The sequence below is a fragment of the Prevotella sp. oral taxon 313 genome (assembly GCF_003043935.1).
GTDB classification, from domain to species: domain Bacteria; phylum Bacteroidota; class Bacteroidia; order Bacteroidales; family Bacteroidaceae; genus Prevotella; species Prevotella jejuni.
In genome coordinates this window covers 196,442-221,026 of sequence record NZ_PYXE01000002.1, presented here as the reverse complement: position 1 = coordinate 221,026, position 24,585 = coordinate 196,442, and the positions used below count along the sequence as shown (strand labels likewise).

The 24,585-nt window shown below is 35.7% G+C and carries 25 protein-coding genes; 7 read left to right on the top strand and 18 right to left on the bottom strand.

Features of this window, described 5'->3' with window-relative positions:
* Positions 1–27: 27 nt before the first annotated feature.
* The 12 genes from AXF23_RS15140 to AXF23_RS15085 form a co-directional block, all read right to left on the bottom strand.
* Positions 28–216, bottom strand: a complete 189-nt coding sequence (locus tag AXF23_RS15140) for a hypothetical protein (protein ID WP_107626072.1) — start codon at positions 214–216, stop codon at positions 28–30.
* Positions 217–232: 16 nt separating this feature from the next.
* Positions 233–520, bottom strand: a complete 288-nt coding sequence (locus AXF23_RS15135; protein ID WP_107626071.1) for a helix-turn-helix domain-containing protein — start codon at positions 518–520, stop codon at positions 233–235.
* Positions 521–1,340: 820 nt separating this feature from the next.
* Positions 1,341–1,763 carry a hypothetical protein gene (locus AXF23_RS15130; RefSeq protein WP_146156764.1) on the bottom strand — a complete coding sequence of 141 codons (423 nt, stop codon included), beginning with the start codon at positions 1,761–1,763 and terminating at the stop codon, positions 1,341–1,343.
* Positions 1,760–2,302, bottom strand: a complete 543-nt coding sequence (locus tag AXF23_RS15125; protein ID WP_107626069.1) for a Panacea domain-containing protein — start codon at positions 2,300–2,302, stop codon at positions 1,760–1,762. Before AXF23_RS15125 ends, AXF23_RS15130 begins: the two co-directional genes overlap by 4 nt.
* A gap of 126 nt (positions 2,303–2,428) precedes the next feature.
* On the bottom strand, positions 2,429–2,719 hold the full coding sequence (locus tag AXF23_RS15120; protein WP_107626068.1) for a hypothetical protein: 291 nt from the start codon (positions 2,717–2,719) through the stop codon (positions 2,429–2,431).
* Between the two features lie 1,323 nt (positions 2,720–4,042).
* Complete coding sequence (locus AXF23_RS15115) at positions 4,043–5,029, bottom strand: ATP-binding protein (protein ID WP_233251348.1); 987 nt, start codon at positions 5,027–5,029, stop codon at positions 4,043–4,045.
* Between the two features lie 108 nt (positions 5,030–5,137).
* Positions 5,138–5,416, bottom strand: coding sequence for an AlbA family DNA-binding domain-containing protein (locus AXF23_RS16435; RefSeq protein ID WP_233251347.1), 279 nt, complete (start codon positions 5,414–5,416; stop codon positions 5,138–5,140).
* 30 nt (positions 5,417–5,446) lie between these two features.
* Positions 5,447–5,620 carry a transcriptional regulator gene (locus AXF23_RS15110; protein WP_107626067.1) on the bottom strand — a complete coding sequence of 58 codons (174 nt, stop codon included), beginning with the start codon at positions 5,618–5,620 and terminating at the stop codon, positions 5,447–5,449.
* A gap of 148 nt (positions 5,621–5,768) precedes the next feature.
* Positions 5,769–6,347: a hypothetical protein gene (locus tag AXF23_RS15105; RefSeq protein WP_107626066.1), complete on the bottom strand. Its 579-nt coding sequence runs from the start codon at positions 6,345–6,347 to the stop codon at positions 5,769–5,771.
* Between the two features lie 1,389 nt (positions 6,348–7,736).
* The gene (locus AXF23_RS15095; RefSeq protein WP_107626064.1) at positions 7,737–8,441 is read right to left on the bottom strand and encodes an SH3 beta-barrel fold-containing protein; all 705 of its coding nucleotides are present in this window, start codon (positions 8,439–8,441) and stop codon (positions 7,737–7,739) included.
* A gap of 6 nt (positions 8,442–8,447) precedes the next feature.
* Positions 8,448–8,786, bottom strand: a complete 339-nt coding sequence (locus AXF23_RS15090; protein ID WP_107626063.1) for a hypothetical protein — start codon at positions 8,784–8,786, stop codon at positions 8,448–8,450.
* 1,454 nt (positions 8,787–10,240) lie between these two features.
* Positions 10,241–10,552, bottom strand: a complete 312-nt coding sequence (locus AXF23_RS15085; RefSeq protein ID WP_107626062.1) for a hypothetical protein — start codon at positions 10,550–10,552, stop codon at positions 10,241–10,243.
* Between the two features lie 1,313 nt (positions 10,553–11,865).
* Between AXF23_RS15085 and AXF23_RS15080 the strand changes: the two genes are divergently transcribed.
* Genes AXF23_RS15080 through AXF23_RS15070 form a run of 3 tightly spaced genes read left to right on the top strand, consistent with a single transcriptional unit; the run spans position 11,866 to position 13,406 of the window.
* Positions 11,866–12,210 carry a helix-turn-helix transcriptional regulator gene (locus tag AXF23_RS15080; RefSeq protein WP_107626061.1) on the top strand — a complete coding sequence of 115 codons (345 nt, stop codon included), beginning with the start codon at positions 11,866–11,868 and terminating at the stop codon, positions 12,208–12,210.
* Entirely contained in the window at positions 12,194–12,901 is a 708-nt protein-coding gene (locus AXF23_RS15075) for an ImmA/IrrE family metallo-endopeptidase (protein WP_233251346.1), read from the top strand. Before AXF23_RS15080 ends, AXF23_RS15075 begins: the two co-directional genes overlap by 17 nt.
* Positions 12,891–13,406 (top strand): PIN domain-containing protein, encoded by a 516-nt coding sequence (locus AXF23_RS15070; protein ID WP_107626060.1) that lies wholly within the window; start codon positions 12,891–12,893, stop codon positions 13,404–13,406. The genes AXF23_RS15075 and AXF23_RS15070 overlap by 11 nt, the downstream gene beginning before the upstream one ends.
* A gap of 380 nt (positions 13,407–13,786) precedes the next feature.
* On the opposite strand, the gene AXF23_RS15065 is transcribed toward AXF23_RS15070, so the two are convergent.
* Positions 13,787–14,077 carry a hypothetical protein gene (locus tag AXF23_RS15065; protein WP_107626059.1) on the bottom strand — a complete coding sequence of 97 codons (291 nt, stop codon included), beginning with the start codon at positions 14,075–14,077 and terminating at the stop codon, positions 13,787–13,789.
* Between the two features lie 1,366 nt (positions 14,078–15,443).
* Here AXF23_RS15065 and AXF23_RS15060 point away from each other — a divergent pair.
* Positions 15,444–16,310, top strand: coding sequence for an SDH family Clp fold serine proteinase (locus tag AXF23_RS15060; RefSeq protein ID WP_107626058.1), 867 nt, complete (start codon positions 15,444–15,446; stop codon positions 16,308–16,310).
* Complete coding sequence (locus AXF23_RS15055) at positions 16,303–16,506, top strand: hypothetical protein (protein ID WP_107626057.1); 204 nt, start codon at positions 16,303–16,305, stop codon at positions 16,504–16,506. Before AXF23_RS15060 ends, AXF23_RS15055 begins: the two co-directional genes overlap by 8 nt.
* Before the next feature lie 396 nt (positions 16,507–16,902).
* Here the strand turns inward: AXF23_RS15055 and AXF23_RS15050 are convergent, their stop codons facing one another.
* The 5 genes from AXF23_RS15050 to AXF23_RS15030 form a co-directional block, all read right to left on the bottom strand.
* Positions 16,903–18,159, bottom strand: a complete 1,257-nt coding sequence (locus tag AXF23_RS15050) for a DUF2971 domain-containing protein (protein ID WP_107626056.1) — start codon at positions 18,157–18,159, stop codon at positions 16,903–16,905.
* Between the two features lie 19 nt (positions 18,160–18,178).
* Positions 18,179–19,552 carry an RNA-binding domain-containing protein gene (locus tag AXF23_RS15045; protein WP_107626055.1) on the bottom strand — a complete coding sequence of 458 codons (1,374 nt, stop codon included), beginning with the start codon at positions 19,550–19,552 and terminating at the stop codon, positions 18,179–18,181.
* A gap of 30 nt (positions 19,553–19,582) precedes the next feature.
* Positions 19,583–19,756 carry a transcriptional regulator gene (locus AXF23_RS15040; RefSeq protein WP_107626054.1) on the bottom strand — a complete coding sequence of 58 codons (174 nt, stop codon included), beginning with the start codon at positions 19,754–19,756 and terminating at the stop codon, positions 19,583–19,585.
* Positions 19,757–19,904: 148 nt separating this feature from the next.
* Entirely contained in the window at positions 19,905–20,483 is a 579-nt protein-coding gene (locus AXF23_RS15035; RefSeq protein ID WP_107626053.1) for a hypothetical protein, read from the bottom strand.
* Between the two features lie 1,331 nt (positions 20,484–21,814).
* Positions 21,815–22,234, bottom strand: a complete 420-nt coding sequence (locus AXF23_RS15030; protein WP_107626052.1) for a hypothetical protein — start codon at positions 22,232–22,234, stop codon at positions 21,815–21,817.
* Positions 22,235–23,737: 1,503 nt separating this feature from the next.
* On the opposite strand from AXF23_RS15030, the gene AXF23_RS15025 reads away from it, so the two are divergent.
* Together AXF23_RS15025 and AXF23_RS15020 are read left to right on the top strand one after the other, a co-directional pair.
* A complete protein-coding gene (locus AXF23_RS15025; RefSeq protein ID WP_146156763.1) occupies positions 23,738–24,136 on the top strand; it encodes a hypothetical protein in 399 nt (132 codons plus the stop codon).
* Between the two features lie 13 nt (positions 24,137–24,149).
* Entirely contained in the window at positions 24,150–24,512 is a 363-nt protein-coding gene (locus AXF23_RS15020; protein WP_107626050.1) for a DUF4134 family protein, read from the top strand.
* Positions 24,513–24,585 lie beyond the last annotated feature (73 nt).

Sequence of the window (24,585 nt, the reverse complement as noted above, 5' to 3'; positions counted from 1 at the left end):
TACCTTTATTTGCATACTATGAGCAGTTTATAGATTCTGACCATGATCATGGAACCATGCAGGGGCATCACGATAATTGGAGTCCTTTCTTCTGTAGCTTCTTTTCGAGCTGCTACTCTTCTTATATTTTTTCTTCTTCTTTTTCTTATTTCCACCAGTAAAGGTGTCAAACACTTTAACAGCTACAGCTGCTGCGAATAATGTTGTTAAGTCCATAATTATTCCCTTTCTTTTATTTGGTTAATAGTTCTTGTTTCTTTATTATGTCACAAATATATTTTGACAAGTTTTTAGCTTTTATTTTATCAAGTATAAGCTCCGTTTCATGATCCAAGGAAACGGAAATCTTCTTCGTGATGATTCTTATCTCTCTTTTTGGAATGTTTCTTTCCCTTAGGATGCGGTATATAGTTTGTTCAGACAGGACACCTGTCATTTTACAAATCTGTTTTATCGTATATTTCTCAGACCTGTATAGCCTTACGACTTCTTCTTCCTGTTCTAAGGTTATTAGTCTCATTCTAATAGAATTTTTTCAAGGCATCTATAATGTTCATCAGTATATCAACCCCTATATTATATTTACCTTCTTCTATGTTATTAATTTATCTATTACAAAGGTAGCATTTTATGTTGATTATTCAAAGTGTTTTCCTACTTATTTTTGATTGAAATGTTAATTAATAATAAATAGATATATGTATTATCTATTAAAATTATCGTATATAGTGATTATATACGTACAAAATGATATTATACTTTAAGTTTTATGCAAATATATGTATGCCACCACCTTATTCCATGTTCTCTGGAAGAGACAGATTTCTTAGATAAATCTAAGAACACGCTATTGAAAAGTTGGCTCTATAACGAATTGTGTGGGTAATTATAGAAAACTCAGATAAAAATATTACCTTTGTTTTATGAATAGTATCGAGATATTTATACAGGCTTTAGGGCTATCAGAAGCAACTTGTTAAAAGGAGGTAAGGAGATTCGTAAATACAGAAAACTTTAAGTATATGGTCTATTCCATAACAGGAGGGCTTAAACTTGATTACCCACACGATTCGTTATAGAGCCAAAATATTACCTTTGTCTTATGAATAGTACCGAGATATTTACACAGGCTTTAGGCCTATCAGAAGCAACTTGTTAAAAGGAGGGTAAGGGGATTCGTAAATACAGAAAACTTTAAGTATATGGTCTATTTCATAACAGGGGAGCTTAAACAGGATTACCCACACGATTCGTTATAGAGCCATAAAAATAAATCGTCCTAACCTCCTAAAGAAAAAAGAAATGGTGCATCAAGCGATACATCATTTCTTTTTTTTAGTTTAATAAAGGAAAGTACCCTTTTCTATTTTAGAGAATAATCTCGATTTCCTAGCACTCTGTAGAAGTTCTTCTAAATGTTCTTCCACCATATTACCTATAAAAGTTGTCTCACCAGTATTTATGCTTGACACAATTCTCTCACGTGGTAACTTTAGTATATTTGTAGCACATAAGAATGAGTCATAATGAAGAAAGCTATAGTCTTTTTTCCTCATAGGATATTGCATAGCAATTTGTTCAGGCTTACTTTCAAGACTTTTGTTGATATTTGAATTGATGAAGAAGAAGCCTGCAACCTCATTTTGCGAAACGCCAATGATGACAAAGAACTTCCCATGGTCTATCTCTCTAAACATTGTCGAATGTAAAATTGCACCTCGTGAGACAGAAGATTCTATATAGCTTATTGGTAAATCCATCATCTTACGCTACACTCTAAGTCCATTTTAGAGGCTATATAATTTACATAGTCTTCGCTATCATTAACCTCACGCAATATATCTTTAAAAGACATTTCTCTATCACGTGCTGTGTTCCTATATGCAAAGTCATGCGTATAATCAGTGAGTTCTCCAAAAGTTTTATCTTTGCAGAAATCAATAGCATCATTCAAACACTCAATATCAGTTTCAGAGAGATAATCAATATTGCTATGTTTTAAGGGCTTTACCGTATAGCGATTAATAAACTCAAAATAGTCTTTCAACTCTCCTGCAGGGAAATAACTATCACCACGTACAGCTTTGAAAATATCATCAGTACGTGAAGGGACTGGTCCGTACTCCATAGCGATATAAACATCACCTGTTATTGTACGTCCATATTTACTCAAATGTTTTTGGTCTGCAAGATATAACGTCTTAAAGATTTTGTGCATATTAGAAATACCATTCATGTGTTCTAATATATATAGCACAGCATTAAGTGTCACATCCTTATCAAATAAAATCTTCGTGTTCATTCCTTGTTAGCTTTTAATGCTTGCAAAGATACTAAAAATATTTATTTCTTTGTATATATCAAGCATTTATTCTGAAATCTGTTAAACTGCCCGTCCAGCCGTTAGCCCAGCTTTATGGTGTAATTATTAATCCTCCGTAACACTAACCGAGTAGACACAATCGTCACTTGCAGCTTCAATGAAATATGCAATTATAACAACCGTGTAGGTTGTCTGCCTTCCTCTCTTTACTTTCCCTTTAACAGTGAACTTTCTATCTTCATCAGAATAGACATATCCAGTAGCGCCATACATCGCAAAGAACCTTTCAGCATCTTCCTTTCCACTAACTACATATCCTTGATGATCAATCATTTGTTCTACCTCTTTCTTAACAGTTTCAGCAGACTTTGTGTCTTTAATTTTTATTGTTTTCATATCCTTTGTCTTGTAAATTCCAAAGTTAGTATATTCTACAGAATATCAAATTTTAAGCTCTGATACTAATAAATTTAAGAACATTGTTTAAATCTTCCTTGCTACCCTCTATGCAGTAGCTTGTACTTGCCCAATTGGCCATAATTATTTTGTCGGTGTTTATCCTGTTGACTGCAGTTCTGTTATATTATTGAATTATCGGGTTTCTGGAGCCGGTAGCCTAAAACTATTTTCCATTTCCGTCTGCCCGAGTTTTTTTTATATATTCATCGGTACATCTTTTCGCCGTATAGCCTTTTTACGTGCAAAAAGGAAGTGTGGTTATAAGTAGTATAAGCCAAGACATCACAGTAAAATATCATTGGAATACCACTTTTTTCATTAGACAAAAAGTGGAAGGCTGCCATTGATATTTTTCTGTTAAGCGTAGCGTTGTCTTTGCGTTACTGCTGACCACCTTAACTTTGCAAAGTGAAACAGGCTTGGCGCAATGATATCCGATAAACCTCTATAATAGCGAGAGGCAGCGAAAGAAATGGAAATGTAATATATTCAAAAATACAAGTATAGTAAAATATATCAATACGTATTGTTTAGAATATGCGTATAAGTATTGAAACATTTATGTTTCTTTTTTCATGGTGAGAAAAAGGCACCGTCCTTACCTCTCTCCCAGAGTCCCTTAAAAGTCTCTGTTGAATTCTCTGAAAGAGAAGAAGCAGTGTCTTTTATGGGATTAAAACGGCCCAGACCGTTTTAAGGGTTTCTTGCGTAGCTTGTGTACTGTAGGGTAGTAAGGAAAAGCACGCTCATACAGATGAAGTGAAAGTCTGAGTAATTAGGCTTTCTGCGTAATCTGTATGAGATACGTGCGTTCCTGCTACCAGTAGGTACACTAGCGAAGCAAGGCAATTCACAGGACGCAGAGTAAGCGTGCTGTGTAAAAACGTTAGGAACACTCAGCGACAGCAAACGTGCCTAAGCCGTGTGTTCCATACCTCTCTCCCGTAGTCTCCCTGTAGGGTGTCGGAAGGGAGATCCGCTTTCATTCCCTACAGAGTAGAGTATGCAAAGGAATTGTCTTTGTGATGATCTACTCTGTAAGGAATATGCGGAGGGTTTATTCACCTGTAAGGTGTAGGCAATCATCGTTAGATACCTCTAAGCGGACGAAGCTGAATGGTTCGTTCCGAAGGCTGCAACCTATGGGAGTAGCCAACCAAATAATTATTCTTATACAATGACTACATTAATCTTTTATTAGGTTTCTAACAATCGAAATTACGTTAAACAAAATATTAATATTGTCTGTTATATTATAGTTTATTTTCTAATTACCCAGACTCCATCGTTGTCTTTCCCCTCATGTCTCAAAATACCAATCTTTTGCAAAGTTGAGAGGTCACGTTCGATGGTGCGCTGGCTCACCGACAAAATCTTCGACATTTGTTTACCAGTGATTGTCGGAGACTCTTTGATGAGATTAAGTGTTTTTTGCTGACGTTCAGTAAGTTTCGTCTCCGACACGTCTCCGTCATGGTCTCCGACATTTTTTGTGTCGGCAGCAGCATAGATAATGGTCTGAAATTGAGTTGGAGTGGATTTAAATACAGGTTTCAGCTCATCCCTATATCCATCCAATGCTTTGGTTTCATTGCAGATGCGTGTAAGTCCACTACCTCGTTTCTCCATATAATCTAATTGAGCCATCACGTTTGCAAGAATTGGATTGCGTCTTTCAGAAGAAACATCAGCAATATCTAAATCCTGTATCAATAAGCCATTATACATACCTCCTGGAGAGATGACTGTAAGTCGGTCATCATAAATATCAAGATGGACTTCACCACCCATAACAGTATAGTCGCGATGGATGAAATGGTTTACCATTGTTTCCAAAACTGCACGTTCTGCATACTCCAGTTTGTTCTTTCGGCCATTAGGCCGTTTCTCCCAGCCCCTCTTGGTGTTAGATTTCACAAAGTTCATTGCTTCACGAAGCAACATTAGGATATTGCCTGTAAACTCTGCATCGTTGATGGCATCACCTTTTTCTACTCCTGCCCATCGTGTACAATAAAGACGTGATTGGCAGATGGGATTGTCATCCGAAAAAAGTGCACCAGCATTAGTAAGATTGCCTGTACTAGTGACAAGTCCAAATGACAAGAGAAACTTTTCTTCCCATTTCTGATTGGTACGTTTTATGAATGTGTTAGCCAAAATAATAAAAGAATAATCCTCTACCTTGTAATCGGTATGAAGGGAATCGAATGTCTTATTTGTCCCTTTCAGTACCAATCGAGCCATCTGTTCAGCTGTCGCAGGAAGACTTTCATCACCGACACGTACAAATGCAACTCTTTGACCATCACCTACATAATAATATGGACAGTAGTGACCTGCGTTTACTTTTGCTTACAAGACATCAAGATTACCAATTTTATGCGGTATTATCTCTACATCTGGAAGAGGGTCCATGTAGTCACGAATTTTACTACTGATGGTTTCGCAAATGCGCTGTACTTCCTCAATTCCCTTAATATTGCCATCATTATCTATACCAAAGAAAAGAGAACCGCCTAAGCCATTGGCAAAAGCACTCACGCTTTTCAGCCAACTCTTAGGTTTCTTTTCTTCAAGCATCAACTTGAAATCGTATGACGTACATTCTGCTATCAGAGTATCTAATTTCATTTACAATAATGGTTATAATAATAGAAAATACTATGCAAGTTTGAAAAGTTCTTCACGTTCAAAGAAAATATCACCATCATCCGTTTCAGCAGAGATAACAACCCCTACAAACTGATTTTGTTCTACGTCGATAATCTTTCCCTTAACCCAATCTGTCTGATGGGTCAAGTCGGGAGAAATCAAAACGTTATCACCAACTTTCATATCACAAATATTTTATCGTTTAATGCAAATATAGATATTAAATTTGATTTCCCCTAACTTTTACTTCATTTATTACATGTAATATTAGTGTTTTCTCTTATGTTTATTCTTATTTTGTGGAGAGGTGGTTAACCTCTCCATTACCTTATTATTCAGTATACTCGAATTCGTGAATATTGATGTAATCATCATCATTTTGATGCTCATCATTCCAATCTTCGACTTCTTCCTCTGTTACCTCTTCTTTTTCTAATAAGTTTGCTACAAATTTCATAGTCTGTTCTTTGGTCTCAAACTCTTCATATTGATATTCACCTTTAACACAACAATCAACTAAGAAATTGTATTTGAAATGTTTGCCATTCATGTCATTTGTTTGGTATATTTCACAGCCAGTTTCTTCTACACAATAGTAAATTATAAGCTCTGGCATTAATATTTCTAAGACCTTTCTAAAGTCTGTTACGCCCCATGCTTCTTCAGCTGCAATTCTTAGAATATTATTATCAAGTTCGTATGTTTGAATGAACCCACGTAAATAGTAAGTTTTCATTTGTTCTTCTGATGCTCCTAATCTTTCAAGGATATTACCCTCCCAACTTTTATCTGCTTTTTCATCATTAGGCTTTATTTTTTCTGTCATAAAGCCGTCAATAATCTTGTAAATTTTTTGTAAGTTTACTTTGCTACCTTCAATACAGTAGCTTGTGCTTGCCCAATTTGCCATACAATAACTGTCGGTATTTATCCTGTTGACTGCAGTTTTAGTTAAAATTTTATCGGGTTTCTGGAGCCGGTAGCCTAAAACTAATTTTCCATTTCCGTCTGCCCGAGTTTTTTTTATATATTCATCGGTACATCTTTTCGCCGTATAGCCTTTTTACGTGCAAAAAGGAAGTGTGGTCATAAAGTAGTATAAGCCAAGACATCACAGTAAAATATCATTGGAATACCATTTTTTTCATTAGACAAAAAGTGGAAGGCTGCCATTGATATTTTTCTGTTAAGCGTAGCGTTGTCTTTGCGTTACTACTGACCACCTTAACTTTGCAAAGTGAAACAGGCTCGGCGCAATGATATCCGATTAACCTCTATAATAGCGAGAGGCAGCGAAAGAAATGGAAATGCAATATATTCAAAAATACAAGTATAGTAAATTATATCAATACGTATTGTTTAGAATATGCGTATAAGTATTGAAACATTTATGTTTCTTTTTCATGGTCAGAATAAAGTTCTGTCCTTACCTCTCTCCCGAAGTCCCTTGAAAACCTCTGTTGAATTCTCTGTAAGAGAAGATACAGTGGTTTTCATGGGATTAAAACGGCGTAGACCGTTTTAAGGGTTTCTTGCGTAGCTTGTGTACTGTAGGGTAGTAAGGAAAAGCACGCTCATACAGATGAAGTGAAAGTCTGAGTAATTAGGCTTTCTGCGTAATCTGTATGAGATACGTGCGTTCCTGCTACCAGGAGGTACACTAGCGAAGCAAGGCAAATTCACAGTATGCATAGTAAGCGTGCTGTGTAAAAACGTTAGGAACACTCAGCGACAGCATACGTGCCTAAGCCGTGTGTTCCATACCTATCTCCCGTAGTCTCCTTGTAGAGTATTGGAAGGGAGACCCACTTTCATTCCTTACAGAAAAGAGTGTCCACAGGCATAGTCTTTGTGACGTTCTTTTCTGTAATGAATATATGCGGAGGGGTAGTTCACCTGTTAAGGTGTAGAAAATCATCGTAGATACCTATAAGCGAACGAAGCTGAATGGTTCGTTCGAAGGCTGCGACCTATGGGAGCAGCCGACCGAAAAAAGTCCTCCTGTTACAAGCAGAAGGACTGATGCAATTATTATCTCTATAGTGTTTCTATTCTTCCGTTAATTAAGGCTTTTTTGTAACCCTCTTTTTTCAAACATTCCCTTTCTTGATTTATATAATTGTTTACTCTATTTTTTGTTTGAAAGATCTTAAACTTTAATTGTCTATTTGGTCTTCTTGTCTGTACCTCAAAGTATTCACGATATATTGGTACATAATTTTTTCTTTTAAAAGAATCAATTCTTGGATATTGCATATTGTTTTAATAGTGGAGAGGTGGTTAACCTCTCCGTTGCCTTTTATATTTCTGCTAATCTTTCGGCTGCTCTACAAATGAGTTTTTTAAGCTGTTCTTTGTTCAAGTAAGGAAGTAAATCAATAACTTTTACTTCTTCTACATTTTTACATTTATAACCTTTTGACTCTATGATATTCTTTAAGTTTATCTCAGAAATATCAAGTGATTCCAATTTTTCTTTATCTCTGACACAATGAAAAGATTTAATATACATGTCAAGTTCTCCAATTTCACCGATACCTATAAAATCATCAATTTTAAATGTGATTTCTTCTTTTTTGTCGGTGTCAAAATAAGTGAAGATTCTTTTTTCTTCATCTATTCCAGCAGAGAGGACACCATGAGTATAAAGGATAGAACCATCTTTTTTTCTATATGCAAAAGCTGTGATACCATTCTTTCTCATTTTTTCTTTTAATTTGACTATCAACGCTATACATATGTCGTGATGCTCTTCTTCTGTCTTTTGTCTAACGTCACCTACAGAAACAAGATTTTCAGTAATGAAAGACCTCCAAGCTTGGCAGTCAATATCATAGTAATTTAATGTCCATTTACATCTTCTTCCTTCATTCCCTTTTATTGTATGTCCTATGCCGTAAAGTGTTCCGTTTGCATTACGTCTGCTACCATCTTTTTTAAGGTACACAAAGGAAACAATTCCTTTGTGTAACTTTTCTTCTAATGATATAATTAATCTGTTCATATCTTTTCAATCTGTTGTCATATAGAAATATTCCATTTCCTCTCCCTTTAAGTTCTCGCAAGCGTAGGAGTCAGCTTCTTGCCATAGATTATTATATAACCTTGCTATGGTTTCATTCTTTTCATACCATTGCCAAATCTTATGGTTCAAAACTAAAACTAGTTCTGTAAGGTATTTATAATTACCTTTCCATTCTTCAAATACTTTTTGAAAGGTATCCTTAATACCTTTTTCCCCGAAATGGTCAGCAATAGAAAAATCACTCCAAAAAGAAGTAATAGGTTTGTAACCATTAAAAGCTTCGATGTTCCATGTTGGAATTGTTATATTAATTACGTTTCCCATAAAAATAATGTCGGTGTTTATCCTGTTGACTGCAGTTTTAGTAAATATTTATCGGGTTTCTGGAGCCGGTAGCCTAAAACTATTTTTCCATTTCCGTCTGCCCGAGTTTTTTTTATATATTCATCGGTACATCTTTTCGCCGTATAGCCTTTTTACGTGCAAAAAGGAAGTGTGGTTATAAGTAGTATAAGCCAAGTCATCACTGAAAAATATCATTGGAATACCATTTTTAGTAAAAAATGGAAGGCTGCCATTGATATTTTTCTGTTAAGCGTAGCGTTGTCTTTGCGTTACTGCTGACCACCTTAACTTTGCAAAGTGAAACAGGCTAGGCGCAATGATATCCGATAAACCTCTATAATAGCGAGAGGCAGCGAAAGAAATGGAAATGTAATATATTCAAAAATACAAGTATAATAAAATACATCAATACGTATTGTTTAGAATATATGTATAAGTATTGAAACATTTATGTTTCTTTTTCATGGTCAGAATAAAGTTCTGTCCTTACCTCTCTCCCAAAGTCCCTTAAAAGTCTCTGTTGAAGTCTCTGTAAGAGATGAAGCAGTGTCTTTTATGGGATTAAAACGGCTCAGACTGTTTTAAGGGTTTCTTGCGTAGCTTGTGTACTGTAGGGTAGTAAGGAAAAGCACGCTCATACAGATGAAGTGAAAGTCTGAGTAATTAGGCTTTCTGCGTAATCTGTATGAGATACGTGCGTTCCTGCTACCAGGAGGTACACTAGCGAAGCAAGGCAAATTCACAGGACGCAGAGTAAGCGTGCTGTGTAAAAATGTTAGGAACACTCAGCGACAGCATACGTGCCTAAGCCGTGTGTTCCATACCTCTCTCCCGTAGTCTCCCTGTAGAGTATTGGAAGGGAGACCCGCTTTCATTCCTTACAGAAAAGAGTGTCCAAAGGCATAGTCTTTGTGACGTTCTTTTCTGTAAGGAATATATGCGGAGGGGACAGTTCACCTGTTAAGGTGTAGAAAATCATCGTAGATACCTATAAGCGGACGAAGCTGAATGGTTTGTCCGAAGGCTGCGACATAAGGAGCAGCCGACCGAAAATCTATGCATACACAAGGAAGATATAATATTAATATGGGTTTTAGGACTGACCCATTAATATCTTCTACTATATTTTTATAATTTAAGATGATAGAGTGTCAAAGTTTTATTTACATTTTGTAATTTCTTGTTATTGATTTTTAGTTGATTATGTCAATAATAAAAGCGAGTCATCCGATAATCGGTAGTCGTTATTTATTCGTATGCCCATACCTATCATATTAAAAGCAAAAGAGACTCTTGTGGAGCCTCTTTTTTCACTTATGACAGTGTTTTATTTTTTATAGCATACATTCTCTAACTGTTTCATTAGTTTGAAAGTTTCTGCTTTACAGTAGACCTCATTACATTTCTCTAATGTGTCGCTGTCATGTAATGTATCAAAACCAAATACCCATATCTTTAGGTATTTCCACGTCTGAAAGATTAATAATCGGGTATGGAAATTGTTCCCATGCTGCTGCGTAGGTTATTTGTCCGTGAACGTTAACAAGTTCTTCCACCTCATGCCATTTTTTCCCCCACCATGGATGCTCCTTAGGTACAGACACATATCCGTTAGCATATCCACAGTCTGGATGATTGATATTACCCCTGCATAAGTTATTTCTAACCGTACACAGAAAAGGAACACATTGTAAACCTTCACCCATTCCCAAACTCTCAATTGCTATATTAATTACGTTTTCCATAAAAATAACGTCGGTATTTATCCTGTTGACTGCAGTTTTAAGTTAAAATTTTATCGGGTTTCTGGAGCCGGTAGCCTAAAACTATTTTCCATTTCCGTCTGCCCGAGTTTTTTTTATATATTCATCGGTACATCTTTTCGCCGTATAGCCTTTTTACGTGCAAAAAGGAAGTGTGGTCATAAAGTAGTATAAGCCAAGACATCACTGAAAAATATCATTGGAATACCACTTTTTTCATTAGATAAAAAGTGGAAGGCTGCCATTGCTATTTTTCTGTTAAGCGTAGCGTTGTCTTTGCGTTACTACTGACCACCTTAACTTTGCAAAGTGAAACAGGCTAGGCGCAATGATATCCGATAAACCTCTATAATAGCGAGAGGCAGCGAAAGAAATGGAAATGCAATATATTCAAAAATACAAGTATAGTAAAATACATCAATATGTATTGTTTAGAATATACGTATAAGTATTGAAACATTTATGTTTCTTTTTCATGGTCAGAATAAAGTTCTGTCCTTACCGCTCTCCCGAAGTCCCTTGAAAACCTCTGTTGAATTCTCTGTAAGAGAAGAAACAGTGGATTTCATGGGATTAAAACGGCGAAGACCGTTTTAAGGGTTTCTTGCGTAGCTTGTATGTTGTAAGGTTGGGAGAATTTGCACGGTTATACAGATGAAGTGAAAGTCTGAGTAAGTAGACTTTCTGAGAAATCTGTATAAAGCACGTGCATTTCTACAACCTGTAAGCATACTAGCGAAGCAAGCTCATAAATAAGAAATGCTTTACCTCTCTCCTGGCAGTCCTCCTTATTTGCCTCTGTAAAGCAGTGGCAAACATGGAGTGACTGTCAGGGCATCACCAGAACCCTCCTTATATCTCTCACAGTTCACTGAGTAAGTGTGCTGTGTAAGAAATGTTAGGGACACTCAGCGAAAGCATTATTGCCTGAGCCGTGTGTCCCATACCTTTCTCCCATAGTCTCCCTGTAGGGTGTCGGAAGGGAGATCAGCATTCATTCCTTACAAAGTAGAGTGTCCAAAGGTGTTATCTTTGTGACGTTCTACTTTGTAAGGAATGTATGCGGAGGGGTTATTCACCTGTAGGGTGTAGGAAATCATCGTCAGATACCTCTAAGCGGACGAAGCTGAATGGTTCGTCCGAAGGCTGCGACCTATGGGAGCAGCATATTCTATAAATATAGAATAAATTATATATAATTACTATTAATAAGCTGTGGCAGAATTTGTATATTACATTTAATTTTCTTAAATTTGCCACAACTATAACAATGAAACTATTATAACTATCAAATTATGGACGAAATTATTGGAAGAAACATCAAGAAACTGCGTAAGGCTAATAATTTTACGCAGAATGATATTGCAAATTTTTTAGGTATAGAGCGATCTGCTTATGCCAATTATGAAGCTGGTGAAAGAACTTTCCCATTACCTCTTTTGGAGAAAACAGCAGACTTGTTAGGCTGTGAGCTTTGCGTTCTGTTTGAGAAGGATATTAATACTCTAAATAATGTTTTGACTTGTGCTTTTAGGATTGACAATCTTGGACAACAAGACATGGATCAGATTGCAAAGTTCAAGAATATCGTAATTAGTTACTTGAAAATGAAACGTATTGAGAATGAACATGAGATTTAGTAGGAATGACATAGAACAGAAAGCGAAATGCTTTCGTGTACGGATGGGACTAAACACGACAGAGGCAATAGATGTAAAGACTATTCTTAGAAAGAATAATATTTTGACAGTATATTTGCCAATGTCAAAGGATGCTTGTGGTCTTTCTTTACAATCCCCTGAAAAAGATAAATTTATACTTGTAAACAGCAAGATATCCAAGGGAAGACAACATTTTACCATTGCGCATGAGCTTTACCATTTATATTATGATGAATATCCTCATCCTCATATATGTTTTAAGGATGGAATTTCTAATACAGAAAGAGCAGCAAACTGTTTTGCATCAGCACTTCTGATGCCAGAAGAGGGAGTCATAGGATTAATTCCAGAATCTATCCTTAAGGAGAAGAACTTACCACTGTCTATTGTGCTGAGATTAGAACAATATTTTAGAGTTTCACGCTCTGCATTGCTATATAGATTAAAAGAATTAAAACTTCTTGAAGAAAGGAAACTCCAAGAATATTTAAGTTTGCCAGTTAAACAAACAGCATTGGAGTATGGATACGACACAACTCTCTACTCACCAGGAAATGAAAATCTTGTTATCGGTGATTATGGTGAGAAGGCAAGAATACTTTATGATAATGACCTTATTTCTGAAAGTCATTATGAAGAACTGCTAAATAAAATTCAGGATGGCAAATAAAAAAATAGTATTAGATGCTGATGTTATAATACACTTTTCTAAAGTGAATAAACTATATCTGCTTGCTCGTTTTCTACCTAAATATGACTTTATTGTCTTAGATATAGTTTATAATGAAATTAACAATAGGACTAGAACGAATCTTAAAAATGTTATTGACTCTCTTAAAGAGATAAGTTTGGTAACATTTCCACAGGATGTAAATATGATGAGTGAGTATGGAAAACTTACAAGAAATTTAGGTAAGGGTGAAAGTGCTTGTATGTCTTATTGTCGCTTTTCTTCTAATGTAGTTGGTAGTAGCAATTTTATAGATATAAGGAATTATTGTACTAAACATAGTATTCCATACGTAGGGACAGTTGACTTCTTATACTATGGAATAAAAAATGGGGTTATAAATGAAAAGGAAGCAGAAAGTCTGCTGAACAGTATGATAGATCAAGGAGCAAAGTTACCTTCTTTTTTCGATTATTCAACACATATTCCTTCTGCTATTTTGTAAATTTATTATTTGTACCTTATTACGCCACTCATCTTCTTGATAAGTGTATGTTAAAATGCAAATTAATAACTTGACAACTTTCAAGCTATAAGTAGGTATTTTCTAAAAGCAAAGAATAGACCATTTCTGTATTCAAAATCGAGTACAGAAATGGTCATTTTTAAAGAATTGTTTCAAGCTGTAAGATTTTTAAAATAATATATGTATTTTAACACATGCTCTTGTTTGTCGTTTATTTAAGTATCTATACCTTTGATAATCTGTTTTTTATATATACTATAGGCTTAAAATAATTTGAGATTACATTCTTAATGTAAAGAACTTAAAATCTATAACAAATCTGCTCGTCCAGCTATTAGCCCAGCTTTATGGTGTAATTATTAATCCTCCGTAACACTAACCGAGTAGACACAATCGTCACTTGCAACTTCAATGAAATATGCAATTATAACAACCGTGTAGTTTGTCTGCCTTCCTTCCTTTACTTCCCCTTTAACAGTGAACTTTCTATCTTCATCAGAATAGACATATCCAGTAGCACCAAACATCGCAAAGAACCTTTCAGCTTCTTCCTTTCCACTAACTACATATCCTTGATGATCAATCATTTGTTCTACCTCTTTCTTAACAGTTTCAGCAGACTTTGTGTCTTTAATTTTAATTGTTTTCATATCCTTTGTCTTGTAAATTTCAAAGTTAGTATATTCTACAGAACATCAAATTTTAAGCTCTGACACTAATAAATTTAAGAACATTGTTTAAATCTTCCTTGCTACCCTCTATGCAGTAGCTTGTACTTGTCCAATTTGCCATAATCATTTTGTCGGTATTTATCCTGTTGACTGCAGTTTTTTGTTATATTATTGATTTATCGGTTTTCTGGAGCTGGTAGCCTTATAATATTTTTCCATTTCCGTCTGCCCGACTTTTTTTTTAATGTTTCATCGGTACATCTTTTCGCCGTATAGCCTTTTTACGTGCAAAAAGGAAGTGTGGTCATAAAGTAGTATAAGCCAAGACATCACAGTAAAATATCATTGGAATACCACTTTTTTCATTAGACAAAAAGTGGAAGGCTGCCATTGATATTTTTCTGTTAAGCGTAGCGTTGTCTTTGCGTTACTACTGACCACCTTAACTTTGCAAAGTGAAACAGGCTAGGCGCAATGATATCCGATAAACCTCTATAATAGCGAGAGGCAGCGAAAGAAATGGAAATGCAATATATTCAAAAATACAAGTATAGTAAAATACATCAATACGTATTGTTTAGAATATGCGTATAAGTATTGAAACATTTATTTTTCTTTTTTCATGGTGAGAAAAAGGCACCGTCCTTACCTCTCTCCCAGAGTCCCTTAAAAGTCTCTGTTGAATTCTCTGTAAGAGAAGATACAGTGGTTTTCATGGGATTAAAACGGCGTAGACCGTTTTAAGGGTTTCTTGCGTAGCTTGTGTACTGTAGGGTAGTAAGGAAAAGCACGCTCATACAGATGAAGTGAAAGTCTGAGTAATTAGGCTTTCTGCGTAATCTGTATGAGATACGTGCGTTCCTGCTACCAGGAGGTACACTAGCGAAGCAAGGCAATTCACAGGACGCAGAGTAAGCGTGCTGTGTAAAAACGTTAGGAACACTCAGCGACAGCAAACGTGCCTAAGCCGTGTGTTCCATACCTCTCTCCCGTAGTCTCCCTGTAGAGTATTGGAAGGGAGACCCGCTTTCATTCCTTACAGAAAAGAGTGTCCAAAGGCATAGTCTTTGTGACGTTCTTTTCTGTAAGGAATATATGCGGAGGGGACAGTTCACCTGTTAAGGTGTAGAAAATCATCGTGGATACCTATAAGCGGACGAAGCTGAATGGTTCGTCCGAAGGCTGCGACATAAGGAGCAGCCAACCGAATAATTAATCTTACACAATGACTACATTAATCTTTTATTAGGTTTCTAACCATCGAAATTACGTTAAAAAAAGCATTAATATTGTCTGTTATAATAATTATTATTATCTTTGTAGAAAATAAAGCGGCAACTTAGACATGAAAAATTCAATTAATGAAGCAATGAAAGAACTTCTCAACTCTACACTTTGTAGTATTGAGAAAAAACTCGATTGTGATGTTCTTACCTATTATGGACCAATTGTAGAGGGTAATGAAAATGCTCTGCTTGAAATTATAGAAGAGTTAGGAAAAAATTGTGTGCGAAAATCCATGTTAGCAATTTTATTAACTACTACAGGAGGGATTACTACTGCAGTTGAAAGATATGTAAATATTATAAGAAAGCATTATAGTAAGGTGATTTTTATAGTACCTGATTATGCTTATAGTGCTGGTACAATATTCTGTATGAGTGGTGATGAGATATGGATGGATTACTTTTCTGTGTTAGGACCTATAGATCCACAGGTTCAGAATAAAGAAGGTAAATATGTTCCTGCACTGGGCTATTTAGATAAGATAAATGAAATGATAGAAAAGTGCAAGAACGGTACAATTTCAAACCCTGAATTTCTAATTCTTAAGGATTTTGACTTAGCAGAACTTCGTCATTATGAACAAGCAAAAGAACTAACAATATCTTTATTAAAAAAGTGGTTGGTTAAATATAAGTTTAAGAATTGGAATAAGCATAAAGATGGTAATGACGTAACACAAGAAGAGAAGGAGGCACGAGCGGAACAAATTGCAGATGCTTTGGGAGACAACAATCAATGGAAGACTCATGCTCGTCCTATTAATATAGAAGAATTGGAAGAATTAAAACTGAAGATAGAAGATTATAGTGACCGTGAGGAAGAAAGAGAATTAATTAGAAAGTATTACAATCAAATAAGAGATTATACTTCAAATTATAAGCTCCAACTTTTTATACACACACGTAAATTTATTAGCTATGGGTAGTACTTTTGATGAAATACTTGAAATCAGAAAGAATTTCAAGCAATCTGAGAATTCCAAAAAAGAATTGGAGGATTTGGAAAAGTCAATTAAAGACTTTCAAGAGATGGTAGATGATGGGCTTGTTCAACCAAGAGGTTATACTCTTAAAACTATTGATGATGAATGTTTTACATGTTCTATTAATATATCTTACTAAGTTAATTTTATGATTTTGATAAAGAAAGTGACTGTATTGAATTTTTGGCATTTCTCTTTATCTATATCCTGTCGAGTATGTTAAAAATAAAAGCGAGTAATCCGATTTGTTCGGTACTCGCCCTTTATATTTCGACTAACTTATAACATCAAATGTTAGTCCTTTTATATTATGATTTTTTATGGTCTTTGATGTAAAAGTATACTCCGATATTTGCTATAGCAATAACGAAAATCATCATTAAAGTTCCTGCATTCATATTATTTTCCCTTTATTTTGTTTATCCCGGGTATGTTATCTGAACTGTGTCATTCACTTCTTTTCTTATTTTAAGCATTACCTAATTGTTTCATAGGTCGTGAATTCGCAAGTACAAATATCTTAATTAATCATAATTTATATATTATTTATTTCTACAGCCTTCAGTTTTCCGAAGTGTTTTTCATCTATTTCCATCTGGAAGAACTCTACTCTATGTTCTTCCTTTATATTAACAATTGAATGTTTGGTATTATCCCAAACTCTCTTTTCGTTTACCCACTTATATCCTTTCAGAATATTTATAATCTCAGCTTGCTTTTCTTTTGGACATTTTAAACCGAAAAAAATAGCGGCAATACAGTCCTTTGCGTCAATGCTATCATATTTTCCTGTTCCTTTCGGGTCATAAGTGAACAATCGCAGCTCATTCTCATATTCCCATGCTTTGCCCTTCACAAAGAAGGCGTCCTGTAAGTTGATAGCACCATTCTTCCTATAGAAATCCATGTCTGAAGTGTATTTTATATCCCGAAAGTATGTTATTTGACTTTTAGTTTTATCTGCAAATTTTGTAATGTCGTTATTGAAGTGGTACTTTATACACACGCCCTTGTGATTATCGGCATAGTGAGCCCACATTAGCTCGTTTAGATATTCTTCAGGATCGTTATCGTGCTTTTGCAGCCTCATAGGATTGTTTTCTTCATCCATTTCTGGCATGACTTTAGTATTCTTTACAAAACATGTAATTTTCACGCATTCCTTGTATGCTTCACTGGTGAGTTTGGATATATCATCTCCATACAATGTTAGAAGCTCCAATATTGGACAATCGAAAGGGTCGTTGAATGTAGTAGGTGATGACATACTCAATTCTTCATTCTTAAAAGAATCTATGAGATATTCGCCCGCAGTCCTGTAAGCATAACACTCATCTACTTTATATGAGAAATGATTTGCCTCCGCCTGAGAATAATAAATAGCTTTCTTCAGGTATTCTTTCAAATCCTTATTAGATGCAAGGGATAATTTATGAAGACATATAACAAGACTGAAATACAAAGCTTCTTTAAATTTATAAAGATATTCAACTTTCCTCTCATAATCTAACAATTCGCTCTGCAGCAATTTTACTTTATCTTCTGAAAGATGATTCGACAAACATAGATTAGCTGAATACGTGTATAACGCAGCTCCATATAACCTATCTCCATCCTCGCCACTTACCATATAACCTACAACATCTTTCCAACTCATATAGTTATTAAGGAACTCCTCCACAACTTTATCGGCTACCGCTGTATCAAGCGTTTCTTGATTCGAGATGCCGAACTGCTTAAGTGTTGGAATATCTACATGTCTCATATCTTTAGTTATTACTCCTGTACTCATATCTCAATTATATTATAGTTTATTTTCTAATTACCCAGACTCCATCGTTGTCCTTACCCTCATGTCTCAAAATACCAATCTTTTGCAAAATTGAAAGGTCACGTTCGATGGTGCGCTGGCTCACTGACAAAATCTTCGACATTTGTTTACCAGTGATTGTCGGAGACTCTTTGATGAGATTAAGTGTTTTTTGCTGACGTTCAGTAAGTTTCGTCTCCGACACGTCTCCGTCATGGTCTCCGACATTTTTTGTGTCGGCAGCAGCATAGATAATGGTCTGAAATTGAGTTGGAGTGGATTTAAATACAGGTTTCAGCTCATCCCTATATCCATCCAATGCTTTGGTTTCATTGCAGATGCGTGTAAGTCCACTACCTCGTTTCTCCATATAATCTAATTGAGCCATCACGTTTGCAAGAATTGGATTGCGTCTTTCAGAAGAAACATCAGCAATATCTAAATCCTGTATCAATAAGCCATTATACATACCTCCTGGAGAGATGACTGTAAGTCGGTCATCATAAATATCAAGATGGACTTCACCACCCATAACAGTATAGTCGCGATGGATGAAATGGTTTACCATTGTTTCCAAAACTGCACGTTCTGCATACTCCAGTTTGTTCTTTCGGCCATTAGGCAGTTTCTCCCAGCCCCTCTTGGTGTTAGATTTCACAAAGTTCATTGCTTCACGAAGCAACATTAGGATATTGCCTGTAAACTCTGCATCGTTGATGGCATCACCTTTTTCTACTCCTGCCCATCGTGTACAATAAAGACGTGATTGGCAGATGGGATTGTCATCCGAAAAAAGTGCACCAGCATTAGTAAGATTGCCTGTACTAGTGACAAGTCCAAATGACAAGAGAAACTTTTCTTCCCATTTCTGATTGGTACGTTTTATGAATGTGTTAGCCAAAATAATAAAAGAATAATCCTCTACCTTGTAATCGGTATGAAGGGAATCAAATGTCTTATTTGTTCCTTTCAGTACCAATCGAGCCATCTGTTCAGCTGTCGCAGGAAGACTTTCATCACCGACACGTACAAATGCAACTCTTTGACCATCACCTACATAATAATATGGACAGTAGTGACCTGCGTTTACTTTTACTTGCAAGACATCAAGATTACCAATTTTATGCGGTATTATCTCTACATCTGGAAGAGGGTCCATGTAGTCACGAATTTTACTACTGATGGTTTTGCAAATGCGCTGTACCTTCTCAATTCCCTTAATATTGCCATCATTATCTATACCAAAGAAAAGAGAACCGCCTAAGCCATTGGCAAAGGCACTCACGCTTTTCAGCCAACTCTTAGGTTTCTTTTCTTCAAGCATCAACTTGAAATCGTATGACGTACATTCTGCTATCAGAGTATCTAATTTCATTTACAATAATGGTTATAATAATAGAAAATACTATGCAAGTTTGAAAAGTTCTTCACGTTCAAAGAAAATATCACCATCATCCGTTTCAGCAGAGATAACAACCCCTACAAACTGATTTTGTTCTACGTCGATAATCTTTCCCTTAATCCAATCTGTCTGATGGGTCAAGTCGGGAGAAATCAAAACGTTATCACCAACTTTCATATCACAAATATTTTATCGTTTAATGCAAATATAGATATTAAATTTGATTTCCCCTGACTTTTACTTCATTTATTACATGTAATATTAGTGTTTTCCCTTATGCTTGTTCTTATTTTGTGGAGAGGTGGTTAACCTCTCCGTTACCTTATTATTCAGCATACTCGAATTCATGAATGTTGATGTAATCATCATCATTTTGATGTTCATCATTCCAATCTTCGACTTCTTCCTCTGTTACCTCTTCTTTTTCTAATAAGTTTGCTACAAATTTCATAGTCTGTTCTTTGGTCTCAAACTCTTCATATTGATATTCACCTTTAACACAACAATCAACTAAGAAATTGTATTTGAAATGTTTGCCATTCATGTCATTTGTTTGGTATATTTCACAGCCAGTTTCTTCTACACAATAGTAAATTATAAGCTCTGGCATTAATATTTCTAAGACCTTTCTAAAGTCTGTTACGCCCCATGCTTCTTCAGCTGCAATTCTTAGAATATTATTATCAAGTTCGTATGTTTGAATGAACCCACGTAAATAGTAAGTTTTCATTTGTTCTTCTGATGCTCCTAATCTTTCAAGGATATTACCCTCCCAACTTTTATCTGCTTTTTCATCATTAGGCTTTATTTTTTCTGTCATAAAGCCGTCAATAATCTTGTAAATTTTTTGTAAGTTTACTTTGCTACCTTCAATACAGTAGCTTGTGCTTGCCCAATTTGCCATACAATAACTGTCGGTATTTATCCTGTTGACTGCAGTTTTAGTTAAAATTTTATCGGGTTTCTGGAGCCGGTAGCCTAAAACTAATTTTCCATTTCCGTCTGCCCGAGTTTTTTTTATATATTCATCGGTACATCTTTTCGCCGTATAGCCTTTTTACGTGCAAAAAGGAAGTGTGGTCATAAAGTAGTATAAGCCAATACATTACAGTAAAATATCATTGGAATACCACTTTTTTCATTAGACAAAAAGTGGAAGGCTGCCATTGATATTTTTCTGTTAAGCGTAGCGTTGTCTTTGCGTTACTACTGACCACCTTAACTTTGCAAAGTGAAACAGGCTAGGCGCAATGATATCCGATTAACCTCTATAATAGCGAGAGGCAGCGAAAGAAATGGAAATGCAATATATTCAAAAATACAAGTATAGTAAAATATATCAATACGTATTGTTTAGAATATGCGTATAAGTATTGAAACATTTATGTTTCTTTTTTCATGGTGAGAAAAAGGCACTGTCCTTACCTCTCTCCCATAGTCCCTTAAAAGTCTCTGTTGAATTCTCTGTAAGAGAAGAAGCAGTGTCTTTTATGGGATTAAAACGGCCCAGACCGTTTTAAGGGTTTCTTGCGTAGCTTGTGTACTGTAGGGTAGTAAGGAAAAGCACGCTCATACAGATGAAGTGAAAGTCTGAGTAATTAGGCTTTCTGCGTAATCTGTATGAGATACGTGCGTTCCTGCTACCAGGAGGTACACTAGCGAAGCAAGGCAAATTCATAGTATGCATAGTAAGCGTGCTGTGTAAAAACGTTAGGAACACTCAGCGACAGCATACGTGCCTAAGCCGTGTGTTCCATACCTATCTCCCGTAGTCTCCTTGTAGAGTATTGGAAGGAAGACCCGCTTTCATTCCTTACAGAAAAGAGTGTCCACAGGCATAGTCTTTGTGACGTTCTTTTCTGTAATGAATATATGCGGAGGGGTAGTTCACCTGTTAAGGTGTAGAAAATCATCGTAGATACCTATAAGCGAACGAAGCTGAATGGTTCGTTCGAAGGCTGCGACATAAGGAGCAGCCGACCGAAAATCTATGCATATACAAGGAAGATATAATATTAATATCTTCTACTATATTTTTATAATTTAAGATGATAGAGTGTCAAAGTTTTATTTACATTTTGTAATTTCTTGTTATTGATTTTTAGTTGATTATGTCAAAAATAAAAGCGAGTCATCCGATAATCGGTAGTCGTTATTTATTCGTATGCCCATACCTATCATATTAAAAGCAAAAGAGACTCTTGTGGAGCCTCTTTTTTCACTTATGACAGTGTTTTATTTTTTATAGCATACATTCTCTAACTGTTTCATTAGTTTGAAAGTTTCTGCTTTACAGTAGACCTCATTACATTTCTCTAATGTGTCGCTGTCATGTAATGTATCAAAACCAAATACCCAGCTATCTTTAGGTATTTCCACGTCTGAAAGATTAATAATCGGGTATGGAAATTGTTCCCATGCTGCTGCGTAGGTTATTTGTCCGTGAACGTTAACAAGTTCTTCCACCTCATGCCATTTTTTCCCCCACCATGGATGCTCCTTAGGTACAGACACATATCCGTTAGCATATCCACAGTCTGGATGATTGATATTACCCCTGCATAAGTTATTTCTAACCGTACACAGAAAAGGAACACATTGTAAACCTTCACCCATTCCCAAACTCTCAATTGCTATATTAATTACGTTTTCCATAAAAATAACGTCGGTATTTATCCTGTTGACTGCAGTTTTAAGTTAAAATTTTATCGGGTTTCTGGAGCCGGTAGCCTAAAACTATTTTCCATTTCCGTCTGCCCGAGTTTTTTTTATATATTCATCGGTACATCTTTTCGCCGTATAGCCTTTTTACGTGCAAAAAGGAAGTGTGGTCATAAAGTAGTATAAGCCAAGACATCACTGAAAAATATCATTGGAATACCACTTTTTTCATTAGATAAAAAGTGGAAGGCTGCCATTGCTATTTTTCTGTTAAGCGTAGCGTTGTCTTTGCGTTACTACTGACCACCTTAACTTTGCAAAGTGAAACAGGCTAGGCGCAATGATATCCGATAAACCTCTATAATAGCGAGAGGCAGCGAAAGAAATGGAAATGCAATATATTCAAAAATACAAGTATAGTAAAATATATCAATACGTATTGTTTAGAATATGCGTATAAGTATTGAAACATTTATTTTTCTTTTTTCATGGTGAGAAAAAGGCACCGTCCTTACCTCTCTCCCAGAGTCCCTTAAAAGTCTCTGTTGAATTCTCTGTAAGAGAAGAAGCAGTGTCTTTTATGGGATTAAAACGGCCCAGACCGTTTTAAGGGTTTCTTGCGTAGCTTGTGTACTGTAGGGTAGTAAGGAAAAGCACGCTCATACAGATGAAGTGAAAGTCTGAGTAATTAGGCTTTCTGCGTAATCTGTATGAGATACGTGCGTTCCTGCTACCAGGAGGTACACTAGCGAAGCAAGGCAAATACACAGGACGCAGAGTAAGCGTGCTGTGTAGAAACGTTAGGGACACTCAGCGACAGCATACGTGCCTAAGCCGTGTGTTCCATACCTTTCTCCCGTAGTCTCCCTGTAGAGTATTGGAAGGGAGACCCGCTTTCATTCCTTACAGAAAAGAGTGTCCAAAGGCATAGTCTTTGTGACGTTCTTTTCTGTAAGGAATATATGCGGAGGGGGCAGCTCACCTGTTAAGGTGTAGAAAATTATCGTAGATACCTATAAGCGGACGAAGCTGAATGGTTCATCCGAAGGCTGCGACATAAGGAGCAGCAAAAAATCCCTCCTGTAGGAGGCAGGAGGGATAAAACAATCTATAATAGTAGCGTATTACAAAATAACCTACCGTGTGCGAAGTTACATTTTTTCCTTCAAATTACCATTTTTCTGAAGCACTATTATTTCATTGGCTTTAATAATTTCTTAATTAATAGCTATAACGGTAATATTTGACTTGATACTACTATATTAGTTATTATAATATTGTTTTATAACCAAAGTGTTTTTTCATACTTCGTATATCGTAAAAAAGATAATTTCCTACTGAATTGTTAATTTAGAAACTAATCTATTTGTTATTTCCTTTTTTCTGTTAAACTTATTTCCTTTGTCACAAAAATAAAGAAACTATATGGGATCATTTGGAATATTTTTCTTGTGTCTTACATTTTTCTATCTGCTCTATTATGCTGTGATGATCCTTATGGATATATACGGTAAGAAAGCTCGTCAGACAGATGGAGTAGAGGAGTTTAAAGTGGGCGGTGGTGCAGGAACTGTAGAGAATCCAGACCAGGTACTTGAAAGAGAAGATGGTGGATACGAGATAAAAGGGCATGGAGATGAAATTCCTGTTGCTTATCCCGTGGAACAATCTATGTCAACAAGTGAAACTTTATCAGAAGATTCTAATGGAGAGTTTTCTAAGTCTTCGATACATGAAGTCTCTTCTTACTTTGAAATGTTCTCTGCCAAGTCAGAAGGCAAAGCTATCACGAAAGAGTTTCAAGAGGAGTACAACGAGGAGGAAATGTTTGAAGCATCTTTGGAGCCAATGGATAGTTCACGTAAGTTATTCCGCCACATAATCACTACTATCTAAAATATCTTATCATATGAAGAAATTATTTTCTAAATCATTTTTTCTATTGATGATTTCTCTTTTTACAGATATCGCCACGGTTTCCGCTGCCACATCAATTGGTTCTACGGACTATTCCAGTGGTTATGGTGGTCTATCTGAGATGACAGCTTGGGTCTTAGGTTTAGCCAAAGGTCTTGGTTTATTAATTTACGCTTTAGCTGCTATCCTTTCATTGTATAGTGCTACAGCTATATATATAAAAATTAATGCAGGCGAGGAAGGATTCTTGAAATCAGTTTATATACTAATCGGCTCAGTCCTATTCTTAATTTTCTCTACTATGTTTATGCCATCCTTTTTTGGGTTTGAACCTCTTCATGTCAATGGCCTTTAAGAAAGTGTTTTATTATAATATAACATCATTAATCAATTAATTAACTAATTAAAATTTTCAAAACAATGGAAAT